We start from the raw sequence: 20,566 nt of genomic DNA, 5'->3' as shown, positions 1-20,566 counted from the left end.
GAATGGTGCATCCAGGAGGATTCGAACCTCCGACCGCTCGGTTCGTAGCCGAGTACTCTATCCAGCTGAGCTATGGATGCATTGAGGTAATTCTTGTATTACGCAGGGTGCTAACAACTCACCATGAAAGGAACTGCTCGTTCACTCTTTAACTTTTTCCGCCACCATCTAAAAGATGGTGCATCCAGGAGGATTCGAACCTCCGACCGCTCGGTTCGTAGCCGAGTACTCTATCCAGCTGAGCTATGGATGCATCGGAAATGGCGGTGAGGCGGGGATTCGAACCCCGGATGCAGCTTTTGACCGCATACTCCCTTAGCAGGGGAGCGCCTTCAGCCTCTCGGCCACCTCACCTTACGCGTTCTTCCGAACCGTGCTTCTGAACTTGTTTCTGCTCATCGGCACTGCGTGGCGCACATATTACTTTCCCGGACTTATAAGTCAAACAATTTCTCCCGACTTTTTTCACTCGCGCGTTTGATTGCACAAATGACGCACAATTCGGCTGATTTAACGGCGAAAAGGGTGATTTATCAACAGCAAAAGGCAGAGCAGTGATGAAAAAAGCGAAGGAGCTAAAACAGAAATAAACGGAGGGAGGGAGCAGAAAGGTAGCGTCTCGCCCATGAGCGAGACGCTGAAAACGTTAGTAACCCGTGGTTTGTGTTTTTTCAGCCTGAATACGCTGATAAATCTCTTCACGATGTACCGATACTTCTTTTGGCGCATTAACGCCAATGCGGACCTGGTTACCTTTAACGCCCAGCACCGTTACAGTCACCTCATCGCCAATCATGAGGGTTTCACCAACTCGACGAGTTAGAATAAGCATTCTTTGCTCCTTGAAAGATTAAAAGAGTCGGGCCTGTTCGGGCTCCCGGCCATATCCATCATATACCGCTGAACAATGCCTATGACAAATACACCATTGTGATTTGTCACGCCAATACATTCTGCTGATAATTAGTTTAGCCGAAATACACTACATCGACCGGACTTTGTCATTACCTGGTGTCCATTGCACTAAAAAGCGCCGGAACAGACGTTCCTGGCGCTATACAACGCTTAATTTTAATTGTTACAGCCGGCTGCTTACCCACTCCTGTACGCCTGCCAGCGCGCCTGCCAGCGCCTGCGGATTGGTCCCGCCCGCCTGCGCCATGTCAGGACGTCCACCGCCTTTTCCGCCCACCTGAACGGCCAGCTCGCTAATCAGCTCACCTGCTTTCACGCGGTCGGTCAGATCTTTCGTTACGCCTGCAATCAGCGAAACCTTACCTTCTGCTACCGTTGCCAGTACAATCACGGCAGACCCAAGCTGGTTTTTAAGGTCATCCATAATCGTACGCAGCATTTTCGGTTCAGTGTTACTCAGCTCACTTACCAGCAGTTTAACGCCCTTGATTTCAATGGCGCTGCTGCTCAGCGACGCGCTCTCCTGTGCTGCCTGCTGGTCGCGTAGCTGCTGCAGCTCTTTCTCCAGCGCGCGTACATTATCAACCAGACCGCGCACCTTCTCACTAAGATTGCTGCTGTTGGCCTTCACCACCTGAGCAATGTCAGCCAGCTGATCGCTCTGTGCATGCAGCTGAGCAATTGCCGCTTCACCTGTCAGCGCCTCGATACGACGAATACCGGCAGCCGTACCCGACTCAGACTGAATGCGGAACAGGCCGATATCACCCGTGCGCGCAGCGTGCGTACCGCCACACAGCTCCACTGAATATTCGCCCATGCTAACCACGCGCACCCGCTGATCGTACTTCTCACCAAACAGCGCCATCGCCCCGCGCGCTTTAGCCTCTTCCAGATCCATGATATCGGTCTGAATCAGCAGGTTGCGGCGGATTTGTGCGTTGACGATATCTTCAACTTCGCGGATCTGCTGCGGCTTCATCGCTTCAGAATGTGAGAAGTCAAAACGCAGATACTTATCGTTATTCAGCGAGCCTTTCTGCCCGACGTGATCGCCCAGCACTTCACGGAGTGCTTCATGCATCAGATGCGTTGCCGAGTGATTCAGACGAATACGTGCACGACGCGCTTCGTTTACCTGCGCCTGCAGCGCATCACCGATGCGCAGCTGACCATGAGCGAGCTTACCGATATGTCCCAGTGCTTTGCCATACTTTTGCGTATCCTGCACGCTAAATTCAGCATTCTGCCCTGTGAGTACGCCGGTATCCCCCACCTGCCCGCCTGATTCACCGTAGAATGGCGTAGCGTTCAGGATAACGACGGCATCCTGTCCAGCGGTGATCTGCTCCACTGCCTGACCATCAACAAACAGCGCCTCAATCGTGGCGTTCAGCGTCAGCTCTTCATAACCTTTAAATTCGGTTACGGCATCAACGCGAATAACGCTATTGTAGTCCGCACCAAAGCCGCTGGCTTCGCGCGCGCGCTGGCGCTGCTGCTCCATGGCAGCTTCAAAGCCCGCCTCATCAATTTTCAGATTGCGCTCGCGACAGACGTCAGCGGTTAAATCCGCCGGGAAGCCAAAGGTGTCATAGAGACGGAAGACGGTTTCACCATCCAGCGTGTCGCCGCTCACTTTTGCCAGCTCGTCATCCAGCAGCGCCAGACCACGCTCCAGCGTTTTAGCAAACTGCTCCTCTTCCGCTTTCAGCGCATTTTCTACCAGCTTCTGCTGACGCTTCAGATCTTCACCCGCAGCGCCCATGACCTCAATCAGCGGCGCCACCAGCTTATAGAAGAATGCTTCTTTCGCGCCCAGCATGTTGCCGTGGCGAACCGCACGACGAATGATGCGGCGCAGCACATAGCCGCGGTTCTCATTCGATGGCATAACGCCATCGGCAATCAGGAAGGCGCAGGAGCGGATATGATCTGCGATAACGCGCAGCGATTTGTTATTGAGGTCGCTTGCGCCCGTGACCTGAGCTACAGATTTGATCAGCTGCGCAAAGAGATCGATCTCATAGTTGGAGTTCACATGCTGCAGGACTGCCGCGATACGCTCCAGCCCCATGCCGGTATCCACCGACGGCTTAGGCAGCGGTTGCATGGTGCCGTCAGCCTGACGGTTGAACTGCATAAACACGATATTCCAGATCTCAATATAGCGATCGCCATCTTCTTCCGGGCTGCCCGGCGGGCCTCCCCAGATATGGTCGCCATGATCGTAGAAAATTTCAGTACAGGGACCGCAGGGACCGGTATCGCCCATCTGCCAGAAGTTATCAGATGCGTATGCGCTGCCCTTGTTGTCGCCAATACGAATAATGCGTTCGCGCGGCACACCGATCTGGTCAGCCCAGATATCAAAGGCTTCGTCATCGGTTTCGTAAACGGTTACCCATAAACGCTCTTTTGGCAGGCTGAACCACTGCTCACCCGTCAGCAGTTCCCAGGCATAAGCAATCGCCTCCTGCTTGAAATAGTCGCCGAAACTGAAGTTGCCCAGCATTTCAAAGAAGGTGTGATGGCGTGCGGTATAACCCACATTTTCCAGATCGTTATGCTTGCCGCCTGCGCGCACGCAGCGCTGTGAGGTGGTCGCACGCGTGTAATCACGCTTGTCCTGGCCAAGGAAAACGTCTTTGAACTGCACCATGCCGGCGTTGGTAAACAGCAGCGTTGGATCGTTATTCGGTACGAGGGAGCTGCTGGCTACAACCTGATGTCCCTTGCTATGAAAAAAGTCGAGAAACGCTTGACGGATCTCAGCAGTGCTCTTGCTCATAAAATTCCTGGAATCACGCTAACGAACGTTCCCTTTCGCTGACAAACCCTGTCTATCCGGTCCGTCGCTGACTCAGGAACAAAAAGTGGGAATAAGATAAAATTTCTGCAATAGGAAGTAAAATCACATTGCCTTTCAGTCGTCACTATTTCTGAAAACCGCCTGAATATCTTCCATCATAAAGCCTTTTGTCATCAGAAAACGCTGTACTTTGCTTTTTTNGTTTGCGGCAGCGGCTCGCCAAACTTACGTCTGGCAAGCTCTGCAGCACACGCTGTCCAGTCCACGTCACTTTCTGCCAGCGCCTGATTAATCTCGTCGCGTCCGATGCCTTTTTGCTGCAGCTCCATCCTGACGCGCTGCGGACCATATCCTTTGCGCGCCCGGCTCTGGATAAAACGCTCAGTAAATCGATTATCGTTCAGCCAGCCATTTTCCTGACACCAGTCGAGCACTTTTTCCAGCAGCTCATCCGGAATCGGGATATTTTCCTGCTGCTGCAAATAGGCCGCACGCTGGCCGGAGAGCTGCAGTTTGCGCTTCAGCTCGCTGCGGCTGTGATCGCGCTGTGAAAGCAGGCGCATAGCGCGGTCAAGTAAACGGGAGAAGTCAGGCACCGGTGCCTGTGATGATGTTGATGACATACGCATTAGCCTTACTGTTGGTAACGGACAGGGTAAAGCATGGGGGGCAGAGAGCGGAAGGCGTGCAGAGGAGTAAAAAAGAAAACGGAAGCATTGCTGCTCCCGCTGATATTAAAAGTCTTCGTTAGTTTCGCCTGCTTTTTCAAGCTCAGCGTCAGAAGGCTCTTTAGTATTTTCCTCTGCTGTCGCACCTGTCAGCAGCGCCTCACGCAGTTTGCTGTCAATCTCGTTCGCAATTGCCGGGTTCTCTTTCAGGAAGTTGGTCGCGTTTGCTTTACCCTGACCAATCTTGTCGCCGTTGTAGCTGTACCACGCACCGGCTTTCTCCACCAGCTTGTGTTTCACGCCCAGGTCTACCAGCTCACCAAAGGTGTTGATCCCTTCGCCATACATGATCTGGAATTCTGCCTGCTTAAACGGTGCAGCGATTTTGTTCTTCACCACTTTCACGCGCGTTTCGCTACCTACCACTTCGTCGCCCTCTTTGATCGCACCGATACGGCGGATATCAAGACGAACGGACGCGTAGAACTTCAGCGCGTTACCACCGGTGGTGGTTTCCGGGTTACCAAACATCACACCAATTTTCATACGGATCTGGTTGATGAAGATCAGCAGCGTATTGGACTGTTTCAGGTTACCTGCCAGCTTACGCATCGCCTGGCTCATCATTCGTGCCGCCAGACCCATGTGCGAGTCACCGATCTCACCTTCGATTTCCGCTTTAGGCGTCAGCGCCGCAACGGAGTCAACGATGATGACATCAACGGCACCTGAACGTGCCAGCGCGTCACAGATTTCCAGCGCCTGCTCACCGGTATCCGGCTGTGAACAGAGCAGATTATCGATATCCACGCCCAGCTTTTTCGCATAGACCGGATCCAGCGCATGCTCAGCATCGATAAAGGCGCAGGTTTTACCTTTACGCTGTGCAGCCGCAATAACCTGCAGCGTCAGCGTGGTTTTACCAGAAGCTTCCGGTCCGTAGATCTCTACGATACGTCCCATCGGCAGACCACCCGCACCCAGTGCGATGTCCAGCGACAGGGAGCCGGTAGAAATAGTTTCTACATCCATCGAGCGGTCTTCACCCAGACGCATGATGGAGCCTTTACCAAATTGTTTTTCAATCTGGCCCAGTGCGGCAGCTAAAGCCTTCTGTTTGTTCTCGTCGATCGCCATTTACACTCCTAATCATGCCGGGTGAGCAAACACTGGCTGTGTCCGCTCGTTCTGTTGCCAATAATTATACTGTATAATCATACAGTATCAAGCCTAATTTATCAGAAATTGATCAAGCAGCGTCTGCAGCGCCCACGCCACCGACTGACGCCGCACCGCCTCGCGATCGCCTGCAAAAACACAGCGTTGCGTAAAGATACCCTCCGGTCCGGCAAGGGCAAACCAGACGGTGCCGACGGGTTTATCTGCGCTGCCGCCGCCCGGCCCTGCAATGCCGCTTACAGCGATCCCATAAGGTGCCTGCGCCGCCTGACACGCGCCCACCACCATCTCACGCACCGTCTGTTCACTCACTGCGCCATAGCGCGCAAGCGTGCTCGCCTGCACGCCTGCCATCTGCTGCTTGGCACTATTACTATAGGTGACAAATCCGCGCTCAAACCAGGCAGAGCTGCCGCTGATATCCGTGAAAACTTTGGCAATCCAGCCGCCGGTGCAGGATTCAGCCGTCGTCACGCTGGCGTGGCGCGCTATGAGCTTTTCGCCAATCTGACGGCTTAATTGCTGCAGCTGTTCATCATTCATCGCTTTCTCCTTTTGCGGCGCAACGTTAGCAGTAAATGGAGCGGCAGACGGCGCTTTTCAACCAGCAGCAGCGAAATTTGCGCCCCTGCTTCCGCTGCCTCCGGTCCGGTTTCATGTCATCCTGACCGGATGCGGGAGAGCGCACAGCAGCGTGTCGTTGCCGCGTACCGGATCGGCCGGGGTCAGTACGGCTTCATCAAGCATAGTCCCGATCTGTGCCAGGCAGGCGCTGACGTTCAGCAGTGAATGAGATTAGCGGCGTTCAGTACAGAGGGTGGCGCAGCAGGAACCGAAAGCGGGAGGCGTGAACATATTCAGGAAATAAAGCAGGACGGCCAGCGCCGTCCGGCCGTCAGCTCTTTTTCACAAACTCAGATTTGAGTTTCATCGGGCCAAAGCCCTCGATTTTGCAGTCAATATTGTGATCGCCTTCAACCAGACGAATACTTTTGACCCTGGTACCGATTTTCAGCACCGAAGAGCTGCCCTTTACCTTTAAATCTTTGACCACGGTGACGCTGTCGCCATCTGCCAGCGCGTTGCCATTGGCATCGCGTACCAGCAGCGTATCGTTCGCTTCTGCAGCGCTGGCGGACCAGATATGGCCGCACGACGGGCAGTTGAGGTTATCGCCATCCTGCCAGGTATAATCAGCCTGACACAGCGGACAGGCGGGTAAATGCTCCATAAGTGCTCCTGATAATCTGCATGCGGTGAAATGGCACCGCAAAGAGGGTGCCATATTATATCCTCACACTTTATAAGGACAGCATTAAAGCAGATTACCCTGCCGCGCTTTGGCGACCGCCTCTCCCAGCTGCCATACGGCCATTGCGTAATGCGTGCTGTGGTTATAACGCGTAATCACATAGAAGTTAGGCAGGCCGTACCAGTACTGATAGCTGGTGCCCAGATCGAGTCGCAGCAGGCTGGCTTCGCTGTTGCCATTCAGTGAGCCCTGCGGGGTCAGACCGCTGGCCGCCAGCGTGGCAACCGGATAACGCGTTTTGAAGCCATTCTCCAGCGCAGGTGCCTGTCCGCTCGCCGGTACGGCGACTGTCTCACCGCTGCGCCAGCCGTGCGCTTGGAAATAGTTTGCGACGCTGCCAATCGCATCAACCGGATCCCAGAGATTGGTATGACCATCTCCGTTGAAATCCACCGCGTACTCTTTATAGGATGAGGGCATAAACTGGCCATAGCCCATTGCCCCGGCAAAGGATCCGCGCAGATCCAGCGGATCGTCCTGTTCGGTGCGCGCCATCAGCAGGAAGGTCTCCAGCTCGCTGCTGAAATAGGCGGCGCGGCGCGGATAGTTAAACGAGAGCGTCGCCAGCGCATCCAGCAGACGGGTTTTGCCCATCACCCGGCCCCAGCGCGTCTCAACGCCGATAATGCCGACGATAATTTCCGGCGGTACGCCATAAACCTGCTGCGCCCGCTGCAGAGCATCTTCATACTGATTCCAGAACGCTACGCCATTCTGTACGTTATCGGGCGTGATAAATTTTTTCCGGTAGCGCAGCCAGGCGCCGTTTGGCCCCGCTGGCGGCGTATAGCTCGGTGCCTGCTGATCCATCAGACGCAGCACGTAATCAAGCCTCTTTGCCTGTCCGATAACCGCATGCAGCTGATCGCGATTAAAACCATGTTTCGCTACCATCCGATCGATAAATTGTTCTGCTGCCGGGTTGCCGGCAAAGTCACCAAACATCGGCTGAACCGCATGCGACGAATCCAGCAGGAAGCCGCCTTTAGGTGCCGGCACAACATCGCCTTGCTGATGAGGCGCAGGCTTGCTGCTGCAGGCAGCAAGCAGGAAAAACAACGGAATGAGGGCAACCTTAATACGCATTAGATATCCATAAGCGAGCAAAAAACCTGAACGCATATGGTAGTCGTTCAGCGCATTAACGGACAGAGTAATGTCGTAACTTTACGCGGTGTGTGCGCCCCTCTGGATGAGGTGGCGCACGTAACGGCTTCAGGGTACCAGCAGCACTTTGATCGATTCGCGACCTGATGCCATTGCAAAACCCTGCTCCCACTCCGCCAGCGGAAAACTGTGCGTAACAATGCCTTCTGCGGTGAACCATTTTTTTTCAAAAAAGCTGATAACCGTTTCATAGCAGTGCGGGCCAAGATGCGAGCCGCGCACATCCAGCTCTTTGCGGTCGCCAATGATCGACCAGTCTACCGTTGCCGGTTTACCAAAGACGCTGAACTCGACATAGCGGCCCATGCGCCGAATCATCTGCAGTCCCTGATTGACCGCCAGCGGGTTGCCGGTCGCCTCTATATAGATGTCGCAGCCGTAGCCGTCAGTGAGTTTACGCACCTCCGCATCCACATCCTGCTCCAGCGGGTTGAAAACCAGATCGGCCCCCAGCTTTTTCGCCAGCGCCAGACGTTCCGGAATGGTATCCAGCACAATAAACAGTTTGGGGTTTTTGAGGCGGATAGCCTGAATCATGCCGGTGCCGAGCGGGCCAGCCCCCGCAAGTACCACCACATCATTGAATTCAATCGCCGCGCGGTTCACCGCGTGGACCGCACAGGCGAAGGGCTCAATCAGCGCGCACTCTTCGTGCGTCAGCGTATCAGGAATTTTATGCACCCGGCTGTTGGCTTTGAACAGCATATATTCGGTCATACCGCCATCAGAGTCCTGCGTCTGAAAGCCGTAGATGTCGTGCTTTTCGCACATCCAGTATTTGCCATCTTTGCAGAAGCGGCACTGATTACAGGGAATAATCTGTTCAGCGATGACGCGGTCGCCAGGCGACACGCCAAAATGCTCCAGCGCGCCCTCGCCATATCCGACTACCGTGCCATAAAACTCATGCCCCACCACTACTGGCGTTTTAACCCAGGCTTTTTCCGGATTGCCATCTCCCCAGTACATTGGCGCCCCGTGCCAGCAGTGGACGTCAGACGCGCAGATACCACATGCCCCCACTTTTACCAGCAGCTCGCGTGCCTTCGGCTCAGGCAGCGGTAATGTCTCCAGGCGATAATCGCGCGGGCCATAGTTCACCAGGCTTTTGATCTGTTGCGGCAGAATATTCATAGCGTATCCTTTTCGATAAATGTTAACGTCAACATTGAGTGACAGAGAGATGGCCCGCAGGCCATCTTAACGGTGTGCTTTACGCTTAACGGAACTCAGCCAGATCGCGCCCAGAATGATCCCGCCTTTAATCACAATCTGCACATAGGGTGAAACCCCCATCAGATTCAGGCCATTATTAAGAATGCCGAGCATCATCGCGCCCACCAGCGTCCCAAGAATGGCACCTTTACCGCCGGCTATTGCCGCCCCGCCCAGCACGACAGCAGCGATCGCATCCAGCTCAAATCCGTTACCGGCGTTGGGCTGTCCGCTCATCAGACGCGAACTGAGCACAATACCGGCCACGGCTGCCGTGAGGCCGCTGATGATATATACCCAGAGCTTGGTACGGGAGACGCGGATACCGCTCAGGCGCGCGGCCTCTTCATTGCCGCCCAGAGCGTAGACGTGACGACCAAAGGGCTTCTGATGCAGCAGGATCCACGCCAGCAAATAGACCACCAGCATGATTAAAATAGGCACCTGAATACCCAGCAGACTGGCACGACCAAACATCATGAAGCTTTCCGGCAGGCCGGAGATGGGATATCCCCCGGTGTACATCAGCGCCAGTCCCCGTGCGATCCCCATGCTGGCGAGCGTAACGATGATGGGCGGCATCCGCAGCCAGGCGATACAGCCGCCGTTCAGGGCACCAAAACCCATACCGATCAGCAATCCGGCCAGCACCGCCAGCGGCATCGGAATTCCCGCCACCATCAGACCGGCAGCAACGGTACCGGAGAGCGCCATCACCGATCCCACCGACAGATCGATCCCGCCGGTTAAGATGGCACAGGTCATTCCCACGGCAATAATGGCGTTGATAGAGACCTGACGCGCCACGTTACTGAGGTTGTTCGCGGTCAGAAAGCTATCGTTGAGAAAAATCATCACAATAAACAGCAGCACAAAACCGACAAATGGCAGGAAGGCGGGATGGTGCAGACATCGGTCGAGCCGGCCGCGCCTGTGCGACGTTTGTGACAGCATGGAATTAGAGAGAATACTCATGATGCGTTCCCCGTAGCGTGTAGCATGATGGTTTCAGCGTTGATTGCCGTATCGTGAAGCTCCTGCGCAATATGTCCGTTGCGAAACACCAGCACCCGGTGACAGAGGCCAATAATCTCCGACAGCTCAGAAGAGATGACGATGATGGCGATGCCCTTACGGGTCAGCTGCTGCATCAGCTGATAAATTTCCATTTTTGCCCCCACATCGATACCGCGTGTGGGTTCGTCAAAGATCAGCACTTTGCAGTCATTATTCAGCCAGCGCGCAATGACCACCTTTTGCTGATTACCGCCGCTAAGCGTATTCACCTCCTGCTCCGCTGACGGCGTTTTCACGCCAACCCTGCGGATAAGATCGCTGACCACTTCACGCTCGCGCACATGGTGCAGAAATCCGCCGTGGGTGATCTGCCGGTTCAGCGTGATGTTATGCGCCACGCTAAACGGCAGTACCAGCCCTTCGGTTTTGCGGTTTTCCGGCAGCAGTCCGATCCCCTGCTCTAAGGCATCGGCGGGCGTACGCAGCCGCAGCGGTTCGCCATTCAGGCGCACCTCTTTTTGCCAGCACGCCTGTGCACCCAGCATCGCGCAGGCGGTTTCGGTGCGGCCCGATCCCACCAGCCCGGCAAAGCCGAGGATTTCCCCGGGCCAGAGCTGAAAAGCGTCTGCGGGCCCCTGACGCTGGCGCTGCAGATTGACCTCCAGCAGCGGTAGCGTTGCCGCCGGCAGCGGCAGCTTATCGGGGAAATGCTGTGCCACCTGACGGCCCACCATCATTTTTACCAGCTGCTCGCTGCTACAGTCGCTCACCGGGAGCGTGCCAACATAGCCTCCGTCGCGCAGTACCGTAATGGTGTCGCATACCGCAAAGATCTCCTCCAGATGATGCGAGATAAACAGCATGCCCACCCCCTGCTGCCGCAGGTCGCGCATCACCCGGAAAAGATGCTCAGCTTCACCCGGCGTCAGCGTTGCCGTAGGTTCATCAAGGATCAGGATCCGCGCATCCAGCGCCAGCGCTTTGGCAATCTCAACAAACTGCTGCTGCGCCACGCTGAGATGCGTTACCGCAATGTCCGGATCGAGTTCAACCCCCAGCCGCGCCAGCAGCGCCAGCGTACGGCTGCGCATCGTCTGGCGATCCAGCCATCCCCAGCGGGTACGCTGTTCGCGATTCAGAAAAATATTCTCGACGGCATTAAGACCCGGTATCAGCGAGAACTCCTGAAAGACAATTCCCACGCCAGCTGTTATCGCCTGACGATAGCCAGCAAACTGCTGCGGCCGATCGTCGATAGCGATTTCGCCGCTGTCAGGCTGATAAATACCGCTCAGGATCTTCATCAGCGTGGATTTACCCGCCCCGTTTTCACCGAGCAGCGCATGGATTTCACCGGCGTGCAGCGTCAGGTTGATGTTGTTTAACGCGCGTACGCCCGGAAATGATTTACTGATTCCGCTGAGTTGCAGTAACGGCATGGCAGCGCCTCCCCGGAGTCATTACCAGCTAAAGCCGCTGGCGTTCTCTTTCGTGATCAGTTTCACGTCAAGCGGCACTGCAGCCGGCACCTGACTTCCCCAGTGCTTCGCCATCGCCACGCCCAGCCCCAGCCGTACCATGTCACGCGGGAACTGCGCAGAGGTTGCAATAAACGGCGATCCCGCTTTCTCAATCTCTTTCACCGCTTCCGGCTGGCCATCGACGCTGACCAGTTTCACCTCTGCGCCGTTCGCCTGAATCGCCGCCAGGGCCCCGAGCGCACCGGTATCGTTGACGCTAAAAATGCCGGCCAGATCCGGCGCTGCCTGCAGCATATTTTCGGTAACGCTTAGCGCGGTATCGCGTTCCTGTTTGCCGTTCTGACGGTTAACGATTTTGATGCCGGGATACTTCTTCATGGCATCTTCAAACCCTTTAACGCGTTCGATGATCGGCACCACCGGAATGCCATCAAGAATGGCGACCTTACCTTTACCGCCCAGCGCTTTCGCCAGAAACTCCCCGGCCTGCAGGCCGGCATCATAATTTTTGGAGCCGACAAAAGAGTCGATTGGACCTTTAGCCTGAGCGTCAATCGCCACCACCACCACGCCCGCTTTTTTTGCCTCGTTTACCGCATTTTCAACACCGTTGGTGTCCGCCGGATTAATTAGCAGGATGTCGACTTTTTTCTGCAGCATATCTTCAATATCGTTGATCTGCTTCGAGACATCGTGACGGGCATCTGCCTCAATCACCGTGGCCCCCATGCTGCCGGCTGCAGCCTTGAGCGCTTCCTGCATGGTGACAAAATAGGGGTTATTCATCTCCTGGAAGGACATGCCGATAGTCAGCGGCTTTGCTATCGCCAGTGCGGATGACAGCATTAAAGGGGCCGTTACACAGAGCGCCAGCAGGGTGTTCAGTTTGCCTTTCATAATTTTCTCCGGGTCTTTTCAGTTAACTGCTTATCGTCGTTACGAAATAAAGCCGGTACAGGAACACTGCGCAACCGCACCTGAAATGTTGACGTTAACATCAATATCAAAACGTCCTGTATGCCAGGAATACGCTATCTGCGGATTAGGAAATTCATCGCCCCAGATATGAGATCAAAATTTAAACACCCAAAATGACAACGTCAACATTCTCAGATGGACAAGTTTAAGATCCTTGCGGCATATCACATCTTGTTAACATCACTTTCAGTGTTGTTACAGAAAAAACCCGGCAGGCATTTGAAACTAAAGGTTTTTCAGGAAGCCGTTAAGCATTACACGGGTTTCGTAGGGACGGCCCTCGATAGCGGAGATGATATTTTCTGACACTACCCGCGCCCACTGGCCGGTATCATGAGCAACATAAGGAATAACCTGATTAAAATCTTCGGCGCAGGGGACTTCATCAACAGAGATAAAGCCGGTGTCGTGCATCCCCCATTTGTTGGCAAGATTAATAGCCGCCAGCGTGATCATGCCGTTTAATCCGACAATTGCATCGTAGCGTTCATGGGTGGTGGAGAACCATGACTGAATCATCGCCTTAGCATGTTCGTAGCGGTAGTCGGTATAAAGCGTGTGCAGAGTAACCCGCTCGTCGATTCCGTTTCGGATCCCGGCAATACGCTGCCGGGTGATGTGGGAGTGTTCGCTGCCGCCAATTACCAGCACATTGCGAAACGCTTTTTTCATTATCGCTTCGGCAACCAGCTCACCGGCGCGGCTGTTATTGATATAAACCGCCGGCAGCAACGTATCAAACTGACGATCCAGCTGGATAAGCTGGCTTGAAGAGTGGCGCACCACGTCAATATGGCTTTTATCGTAGCGGTCAGAATCCTCCACTACCGACAGAATAATCCCGGCCGCTTTATAGCTGACCAGCGTCTGCAGCGCGCGCGCCTCAATCTGCCGGTTGCCGTTCGTGGTAAAGAACATGACCGAATAGCCTTTGGCATCCGACAGGCGGCACACCTCTTTGATGATATGGGAATAGACGATATTAAATGTATCGTCGGTAACCACGCCGATAATAGGACTCTGGCTGGCCTTGATATTGCGGGCAAACGCGTTAGGCACATAGTTAAGCGTGCGTGCTGCGGCCAGGATCCGCTCGCGCGTTTCGGGTTTAACCTTATCGGGGGCAGTAAACACGCGTGAAACGGTAATATTGGTTACGCCGGCAATCTGCGCAATATCTTTAATGGTGGCCGCTTTGGTACTTTTTCGGGTCATAACATTCGCTATCGGCAGTGTCAGCAGGAGTAACGCGATGGTAGCAGCTTTCGTGAAATGTTGACGATGACATTTTGCGCCCTCAGCGCAGAAACAGTACCGGCTCATTCTGCAATTCTGAAGCCTGGCCGAAGAAACAGTCCTGCGTTCCTGATACTATGAGTCCATTAGAGAATATCAGCTCACACGCTAATGATGCATTGGCCTGATGACACTGATTAATCACAATTGTTTTCCAGCAGATTATAAAAGCTATATTTTAATCTGCATTTTTAAGCGACTGATTTTGCGTTTATTTTTTACATTCCTCATCCAGCGTTATAATCCCTCCTTTTTCCATTCCTTTGATAACACAGGTCATCTCCATGTGCCGATACCATGTATCCAGCAGTGAAGGCCAGTATGAGAAAAACTCTGGCGAACAGGTTCTGGCTAATAAACTGGGTATCTCTGCTTCCGATGAGATGGATGAAGCGGAACTTGTCCTGTTAGAACAACTCTACCGGTCCGTTTTTGAAGAACAGTTCCCGGAAGGACAACTCAGCGTAGCCCTGCTAAAAAACTGGCATCACCGCTGGCCAGGTAATATTTACGAGTGGGCAGGACAAGAAAGAACGGTCAATATAAGCAAGGGCGGCTTTATGTTTGCCCCCTCAGCGCAGTTGCCAAAACTGCTGAACGAATTTGACAACAGGTATCTGGCTCAATATACGCCATGTAGCGGCATGGATGATGAACAGCTCATCACCGCTATCGCCATAACTCATGTCGAGCTGATACTTATCCATCCATTCAGAGAAGGAAACGGACGCTTGTCACGCCTGTTAGCCGACGTGATGGCCGTGCAGAGAGGATACAAACCGCTGGATTATCAAAGCTGGGAGCAAAACAAAACCCGGTATATATCGGCCATCCATGCTGGCATATCAATGGACTACGAACCGATGAAACACTGGGTCAGCGAGGCCTTAAGAAGGGATTAAACCGCAAGACGCAAATGAGCAAATTTTTTGCGCGCCGCTTCAAGGGAAGCTTCGATCTTCTCAGAGGACTGTCCTGTCTCAACAGCCGTAGATGTTGCTACCGAGCGAACGATGTCAGCACGAGATGGCTTTACGTAGGTTGTCTGAGTTTTTTTGGTGTTGCTCATGGTTGCTCCAGCAGAATCCGGGCGGACAGTCATCGAACAAATATTATACCAAAATTTCCAGGCGAATTCACGCAGGTCTCCCGGAGAATACTGATGAGATGTTCGTCGGAAAATCGCCTCTTATTGGGGATGTCCTCATGTGACTGATGAAGACATCACTAACATCGCGGTGTGTTAATCAACGGGGAGCAGGCCGACCAGGCTTAGGTAACGATAGAAAAGAAATTAACACCAGTTTTCCTGCATAATACGTGTAAACCTCTATTTTCTTCGACATCAGCTTTATTGCTATCGCCAGATTTCATTGTTTCGAGCATCCTCGAAGAAACAGCCCTGCGCGCCGGTTTTCCTGCCATACAGACTCCGTTATCATAATCAGCACGTACTCGTGAACACATTCAGGTTACTGCCCGCCCTTCAGCCAGCCTCTGGCAACTACGCTGAGCCTTAAGAGGGGCAGATAAAAGAGAATCAGAATCATGTATCGCGCTGCTTATGTTTAAACATGGACACCCTAATACTATGAGTACATTAGAGAATATCAGCGCTCACACCCCTATGATGCAGCAGTATCTGCGCCTGAAAGCCGATCACCCTGACATCCTGCTGTTCTACCGCATGGGCGATTTCTACGAGCTGTTCTTTGATGATGCAAAGCGCGCCTCGCAGCTGCTGGAGATTTCCCTGACCAAACGGGGTGCTTCAGCCGGTGAGCCCATCCCGATGGCCGGGGTGCCCTATCACGCCGTAGAAGGCTATCTGGCAAAACTGGTTCAGCTGGGTGAGTCAGTGGCGATTTGCGAACAGATCGGCGATCCGGCGCTGAGCAAAGGCCCGGTTGAACGCAAGGTGGTGCGGATTGTCACCCCCGGCACTATCAGCGATGAAGCACTGTTGCAGGAGCGCCAGGATAACCTGCTGGCTGCAATCTTCCAGAGCCAGCGCGGCTTTGGCTACGCCACGCTGGATATCAGCTCCGGGCGTTTCCGCCTGAGCGAACCGGGCGACGCTGAAGCGATGGCAGCAGAACTTCAGCGCACGAATCCTGCGGAGCTGCTCTACCCTGAAGATCTGCAGGCGATGTCGCTCATTGACCAGCGCCGCGGTCTGCGGCGGCGTCCGCTGTGGGAATTTGAGATCGACACCGCGCGCCAGCAGCTGAATCTGCAGTTTGGTACACGCGACCTGCGCGGATTTGGCGTAGAGCAGGCGCATCTGGGGCTGCGTGCTGCGGGCTGTCTGCTGCAGTATGCCAAAGATACCCAGCGTACCACGCTGCCACACATTCGTTCCCTGAGCATGGAGCGCCAGCAGGATAGCGTGATCATGGATGCGGCCACGCGCCGTAACCTTGAAATTACTCAGAATCTGGCTGGCGGGATCGATAACACGCTGGCAGCGGTCCTGGATAAAACCGTCACGCCGATGGGCAGCCGTATGCTGAAGCGCTGGCTGCATATGCCGCTGCGTGACCTTACAACGATCGTCCGGCGTCAGGATGCGATTGCAGAATTGCAGTCGCTGAGCGACGCGCTGCAGCCGGTCCTGCGTCAGGTAGGCGATCTGGAGCGCATCCTGGCACGCCTGGCGCTGCGCACCGCTCGCCCGCGCGATCTGGCACGCATGCGGCATGCGTTTCAGCAGCTGCCGGAAATCAATCAGCTGCTGGCCGGAGCAGAGGCGGAACGGCTGGTGAGCCTGCGCAGGCAGACAGGCGAGTTTGCTGAGCTGCGTACGCTGCTGGAGCAGGCGATCATTGAATCACCGCCGGTGCTGGTGCGTGACGGCGGCGTCATCGCGCCAGGTTACAACGCTGAACTCGATGAGTGGCGGGCGCTGGCTGACGGCGCCAGTGACTATCTTGACCGGCTGGAGATCCGCGAGCGGGAAAAACTGGGGCTGGATACGCTGAAAGTCGGCTTCAACGCGGTACATGGTTACTACATTCAGGTCAGCCGCGGTCAGAGTCATCTGGTGCCAATCCACTATGTGCGCCGCCAGACGCTGAAAAACGCCGAGCGTTATATTATTCCTGAGCTGAAAGAGTATGAAGATAAGGTTCTGACCTCCAAAGGCAAAGCGCTGGCGCTGGAAAAAGGCCTCTATGAGGAGCTGTTCGATCGCCTGCTGCCACATCTGGAAGCGCTGCAGCTGAGCGCGGCCGCGCTGGCCGAGCTGGATGTGCTTGCCAGCCTGGCAGAGCGCGCCTGGACGCTGAACTACTGCCGGCCGGTGCTGCAGGAGAAAGCGGGGATCCGCATTACCGCAGGCCGGCATCCGGTGGTGGAACAGGTACTGAAAGAGCCCTTTATTGCCAATCCGCTCTCGCTGTCGATGCAGCGGCGCATGCTGATTATTACCGGACCGAACATGGGCGGTAAAAGCACCTATATGCGCCAGACCGCGCTGATTGCGCTGATGGCGTGGATAGGCAGTTTCGTGCCGGCTGAAGAGGTCGTGATTGGTCCTGTCGATCGCATCTTTACCCGCGTCGGTGCGGCAGACGACCTTGCCTCCGGCCGCTCAACGTTTATGGTTGAGATGACAGAAACCGCCAATATTCTGCACAACGCGACGGAAAATAGTCTGGTGCTAATGGATGAGATAGGCCGCGGCACTTCAACCTATGATGGCCTGTCACTCGCCTGGGCATGCGCCGAAAGCCTTGCCAGTCGCATCAAAGCGATGACGCTGTTTGCCACCCACTATTTCGAGCTGACCACGCTGCCGGAAAAAATGGAGGGTGTCGTGAATGTGCATCTGGATGCGGTTGAACATGGCGATACCATCGCTTTTATGCACAGCGTGCAGGAGGGTGCCGCCAGCAAGAGTTATGGTCTGGCGGTTGCGGCGCTGGCGGGCGTGCCAAAAGAGGTAATCAAGCGCGCGCGGCAGAAACTGAAAGAGCTGGAGGCGCTTTCCGGCAGTCAGAGCGCCTCTGCAGATGGAGGCGCGCAGCTGCCTCTGCTGGTGGCAGAGACCTCGCCGGCGGTGGACGCGCTGGAAGCGCTGGATCCTGACAGCCTGACGCCAAAGCAGGCGCTGGAGTGGATCTACCGGCTGAAAAGCCTGGTCTGATCGCAGGCAAAAAAAACGGTGACCTGAAAGGTCACCGTTTATGCTGCTGATTATGGCTTATTCGCGAAACAGTGCTTCGATATTAAGGCCCTGTGTCTGCAGGATTTCCCGCAGGCGACGCAGCCCTTCCACCTGAATCTGACGAACGCGCTCGCGGGTTAACCCGATTTCGCGACCCACATCTTCCAGGGTTGCCGCTTCATAGCCTAACAGGCCGAAACGACGCGCCAGCACTTCACGCTGCTTGGCATTAAGTTCAAACAACCACTTAACGATGCTCTGTTTCATGTCATCGTCCTGCGTGGTGTCTTCCGGACCGTTGTCTTTCTCATCGGCCAGGATGTCCAGCAGCGCTTTTTNTCACCACCCAGCGGGGTGTCAACCGAGGTAATACGTTCATTGAGACGCAGCATACGGCTCACGTCATCAACCGGCTTGTCCAGCTGCTCGGCGATCTCTTCCGCACTCGGCTCGTGGTCGAGCTTGTGTGAAAGTTCACGCGCGGTACGCAGATAAACGTTCAGCTCTTTGACAATATGAATCGGCAGGCGAATTGTACGGGTTTGGTTCATGATAGCCCGTTCAATAGTCTGACGAATCCACCAGGTAGCGTACGTTGAGAAACGGAACCCGCGCTCCGGGTCAAATTTCTCTACGGCACGAATCAGGCCAAGGTTACCCTCTTCAATCAGGTCCAGCAGGGCCAGACCACGATTACTGTAACGACGGGCAATCTTCACTACCAGGCGTAAGTTACTTTCGATCATGCGGCGGCGAGAAGGAATATCGCCTCGTAAAGCACGACGCGCAAAGAAGACTTCTTCTTCTGCCGTCAGCAACGGAGAATAACCGATCTCTCCGAGGTAGAGCTGCGTCGCATCCAATACTCGTTGCGTCGCACCCTGTGACAACAGCTCTTCTTCTGCTACTTCGCTATCACCAGGTTCGTTCTCAACAAGAGCTTTCTCATCGAAAACTTCAGCTCCGTTCTCCTCGAATTCCGCATCTTCATGTAACTCATTAACTTTCAGCGTATTCTGGTTCATAAGCGGCTCCTACCCGTGATCCAAGGGCAGAACACCAAAGGTTCTGCCGGATTATCGCTGCGGTAAATAACGCAACGGATTTACGGATTTCCCCTTGTAACGAATTTCAAAATGCAATCTAACTGAACTGGTACCGGTGCTACCCATGGTAGCTATCTTTTGCCCCGCCTTAACTTCCTGTTGTTCCCGGACCAGCATTGTATCGTTGTGGGCGTAGGCGCTCAGATAATCATCGTTATGCTTAATGATGATCAAATTACCGTACCCGCGTAACGCGTTACCTGCGTACACCACCCTTCCCGATGCGGTAGCGACAACAGATTGTCCGCGAGACCCGGCGATATCGATACCTTTGTTTCCGCCTTCCGCAGCAGAGAAGTTATCGATGATCTTGCCATCAGTCGGCCAGCGCCAGCTCCCCACCGGGGTTGAGCTATTTGAAGTGCTGCTGACTGTAGGCGGTGCGGTAACCGGAGCTGTGGTCGTTGCCACATTAGTTGCTCCTTTCGACGGTAGCATTTTCCCACCTGTCGAACCTGAATCATCAGAATACGTAATAACAGGTTGCTGTGCAACAGCAGGGGATTTTATTTGCGTTTGCGCCGTTGTTCCGGCGGCTCCACTCTGGCTGGCATCGGCCGCCGTTATTGCATTTCCACCGGTAATTGTCTGACCGTTACCGTTGCCTACCTGCAGGGTTTGCCCGGCGCTCAGGCCATATGGCGCGGGGATGTTGTTGCGCTGAGCCAGATCGCGGAAGTCGTTGCCGGTGATCCAGGCGATATAAAACAGGGTATCGCCACGTTTGACGGTATAGGTTTCACCGCCGTAGCTGCCTTTCGGAATATTCCCGTAATTTCGGTTGTAAACAATTCGCCCGTTTTCAGTGGCAACATTATTACTGGTACTAATCATTCCGCCTGCGGGTGCAGAAGAAGATATATTACTGCTTAACATTCCGCCCTGTGGCATCGCGGGCACCGGCGAACTCTGCCCGGAAACCATACCGCCCCCTTGTGGAGCGACCATACCGCCGCCCTGGGGTGTCAGCATACCGCCGCCGTTATTGCTGCCAACCTGACTGATAGGCGCCTGCGTGTTATCGCCAGAGCTACAGCCAGCCAGCCAGAAACCTACCAGTGAGACTGCCGCCAGACGGCGTAATTGAAATGCGGTGCTTCCTGTGCTCATTGCTCCCCCGTGATGGCAATACTGGTCAGAACTCTCTTGCGGTCTGAACCGCATAAATCTCTACGCGAATAGGCTCAAACGCGCATCGCTATCGAAAAAGAGGATAGTAACAATATCACCTGCGCCATGCCACGCTGTGATT

General features: G+C 54.5%; 15 protein-coding genes, 3 tRNA genes and 2 pseudogenes. 2 read left to right on the top strand and 18 right to left on the bottom strand.

Going from position 1 to position 20,566, the window contains the following annotated elements; translation table 11 throughout:
* Positions 1–3: 3 nt before the first annotated feature.
* The 15 genes and pseudogenes from F3I15_RS16435 to F3I15_RS16365 form a co-directional block, all read right to left on the bottom strand.
* Positions 4–80 (bottom strand) — tRNA-Arg (locus F3I15_RS16435).
* Between the two features lie 96 nt (positions 81–176).
* Positions 177–253: transfer RNA gene (locus F3I15_RS16430), tRNA-Arg, on the bottom strand.
* A gap of 8 nt (positions 254–261) precedes the next feature.
* A tRNA-Ser gene (locus tag F3I15_RS16425) sits at positions 262–354 on the bottom strand.
* A 292-nt stretch (positions 355–646) separates the two neighbouring features.
* Positions 647–832 (bottom strand): carbon storage regulator CsrA, encoded by a 186-nt coding sequence (gene csrA / locus F3I15_RS16420; protein ID WP_039379826.1) that lies wholly within the window; start codon positions 830–832, stop codon positions 647–649.
* A gap of 246 nt (positions 833–1,078) precedes the next feature.
* Positions 1,079–3,706: an alanine--tRNA ligase gene (gene alaS, locus F3I15_RS16415; RefSeq protein WP_150018643.1), complete on the bottom strand. Its 2,628-nt coding sequence runs from the start codon at positions 3,704–3,706 to the stop codon at positions 1,079–1,081.
* A 135-nt stretch (positions 3,707–3,841) separates the two neighbouring features.
* A pseudogene (locus F3I15_RS16410) lies at positions 3,842–4,350 on the bottom strand (regulatory protein RecX).
* A gap of 111 nt (positions 4,351–4,461) precedes the next feature.
* Positions 4,462–5,532 carry a recombinase RecA gene (gene recA / locus F3I15_RS16405; RefSeq protein WP_150018642.1) on the bottom strand — a complete coding sequence of 357 codons (1,071 nt, stop codon included), beginning with the start codon at positions 5,530–5,532 and terminating at the stop codon, positions 4,462–4,464.
* A gap of 93 nt (positions 5,533–5,625) precedes the next feature.
* Positions 5,626–6,117: a nicotinamide-nucleotide amidase gene (gene pncC, locus F3I15_RS16400; protein WP_150018641.1), complete on the bottom strand. Its 492-nt coding sequence runs from the start codon at positions 6,115–6,117 to the stop codon at positions 5,626–5,628.
* A gap of 352 nt (positions 6,118–6,469) precedes the next feature.
* A complete protein-coding gene (locus F3I15_RS16395; protein ID WP_150018640.1) occupies positions 6,470–6,805 on the bottom strand; it encodes a zinc ribbon domain-containing protein YjdM in 336 nt (111 codons plus the stop codon).
* An 84-nt stretch (positions 6,806–6,889) separates the two neighbouring features.
* Entirely contained in the window at positions 6,890–7,972 is a 1,083-nt protein-coding gene (mltB, locus tag F3I15_RS16390; RefSeq protein ID WP_150018639.1) for a lytic murein transglycosylase B, read from the bottom strand.
* Positions 7,973–8,101: 129 nt separating this feature from the next.
* Entirely contained in the window at positions 8,102–9,187 is a 1,086-nt protein-coding gene (locus tag F3I15_RS16385; RefSeq protein WP_039379838.1) for an alcohol dehydrogenase catalytic domain-containing protein, read from the bottom strand.
* A gap of 66 nt (positions 9,188–9,253) precedes the next feature.
* A complete protein-coding gene (locus F3I15_RS16380; protein ID WP_223810728.1) occupies positions 9,254–10,222 on the bottom strand; it encodes an ABC transporter permease in 969 nt (322 codons plus the stop codon).
* Positions 10,223–10,239: 17 nt separating this feature from the next.
* On the bottom strand, positions 10,240–11,724 hold the full coding sequence (locus F3I15_RS16375) for a sugar ABC transporter ATP-binding protein (RefSeq protein WP_150018637.1): 1,485 nt from the start codon (positions 11,722–11,724) through the stop codon (positions 10,240–10,242).
* A 21-nt stretch (positions 11,725–11,745) separates the two neighbouring features.
* On the bottom strand, positions 11,746–12,612 hold the full coding sequence (locus F3I15_RS16370) for an ABC transporter substrate-binding protein (protein WP_370513350.1): 867 nt from the start codon (positions 12,610–12,612) through the stop codon (positions 11,746–11,748).
* 357 nt (positions 12,613–12,969) lie between these two features.
* Positions 12,970–13,959 (bottom strand): LacI family DNA-binding transcriptional regulator, encoded by a 990-nt coding sequence (locus tag F3I15_RS16365; protein ID WP_190315058.1) that lies wholly within the window; start codon positions 13,957–13,959, stop codon positions 12,970–12,972.
* A gap of 365 nt (positions 13,960–14,324) precedes the next feature.
* Here F3I15_RS16365 and F3I15_RS16360 point away from each other — a divergent pair, with 365 nt between their 5' ends.
* Positions 14,325–14,942, top strand: a complete 618-nt coding sequence (locus F3I15_RS16360; RefSeq protein WP_150018634.1) for a Fic family protein — start codon at positions 14,325–14,327, stop codon at positions 14,940–14,942.
* On the opposite strand, the gene F3I15_RS18230 is transcribed toward F3I15_RS16360, so the two are convergent.
* The gene (locus F3I15_RS18230; protein WP_190315056.1) at positions 14,939–15,109 is read right to left on the bottom strand and encodes a hypothetical protein; all 171 of its coding nucleotides are present in this window, start codon (positions 15,107–15,109) and stop codon (positions 14,939–14,941) included. The two genes, F3I15_RS16360 and F3I15_RS18230, sit on opposite strands and share 4 nt — an antisense overlap.
* A gap of 522 nt (positions 15,110–15,631) precedes the next feature.
* Here F3I15_RS18230 and mutS point away from each other — a divergent pair.
* The gene (gene mutS, locus F3I15_RS16355) at positions 15,632–18,187 is read left to right on the top strand and encodes a DNA mismatch repair protein MutS (RefSeq protein ID WP_150018633.1); all 2,556 of its coding nucleotides are present in this window, start codon (positions 15,632–15,634) and stop codon (positions 18,185–18,187) included.
* A gap of 57 nt (positions 18,188–18,244) precedes the next feature.
* On the opposite strand, the pseudogene rpoS reads toward mutS, so the two are convergent.
* A pseudogene (gene rpoS / locus F3I15_RS16350) lies at positions 18,245–19,233 on the bottom strand (RNA polymerase sigma factor RpoS).
* Between the two features lie 51 nt (positions 19,234–19,284).
* A complete protein-coding gene (gene nlpD, locus F3I15_RS16345; RefSeq protein WP_150018632.1) occupies positions 19,285–20,424 on the bottom strand; it encodes a murein hydrolase activator NlpD in 1,140 nt (379 codons plus the stop codon).
* Between the last annotated feature and the right edge of the window lie 142 nt (positions 20,425–20,566).

The sequence above is a fragment of the Pantoea sp. M_9 genome (assembly GCF_008631385.1).
GTDB lineage: Bacteria > Pseudomonadota > Gammaproteobacteria > Enterobacterales > Enterobacteriaceae > Pantoea > Pantoea eucrina.
Note: the sequence above shows the minus strand (reverse complement) of the source record. Positions and strands in the feature narration are given on the sequence as shown.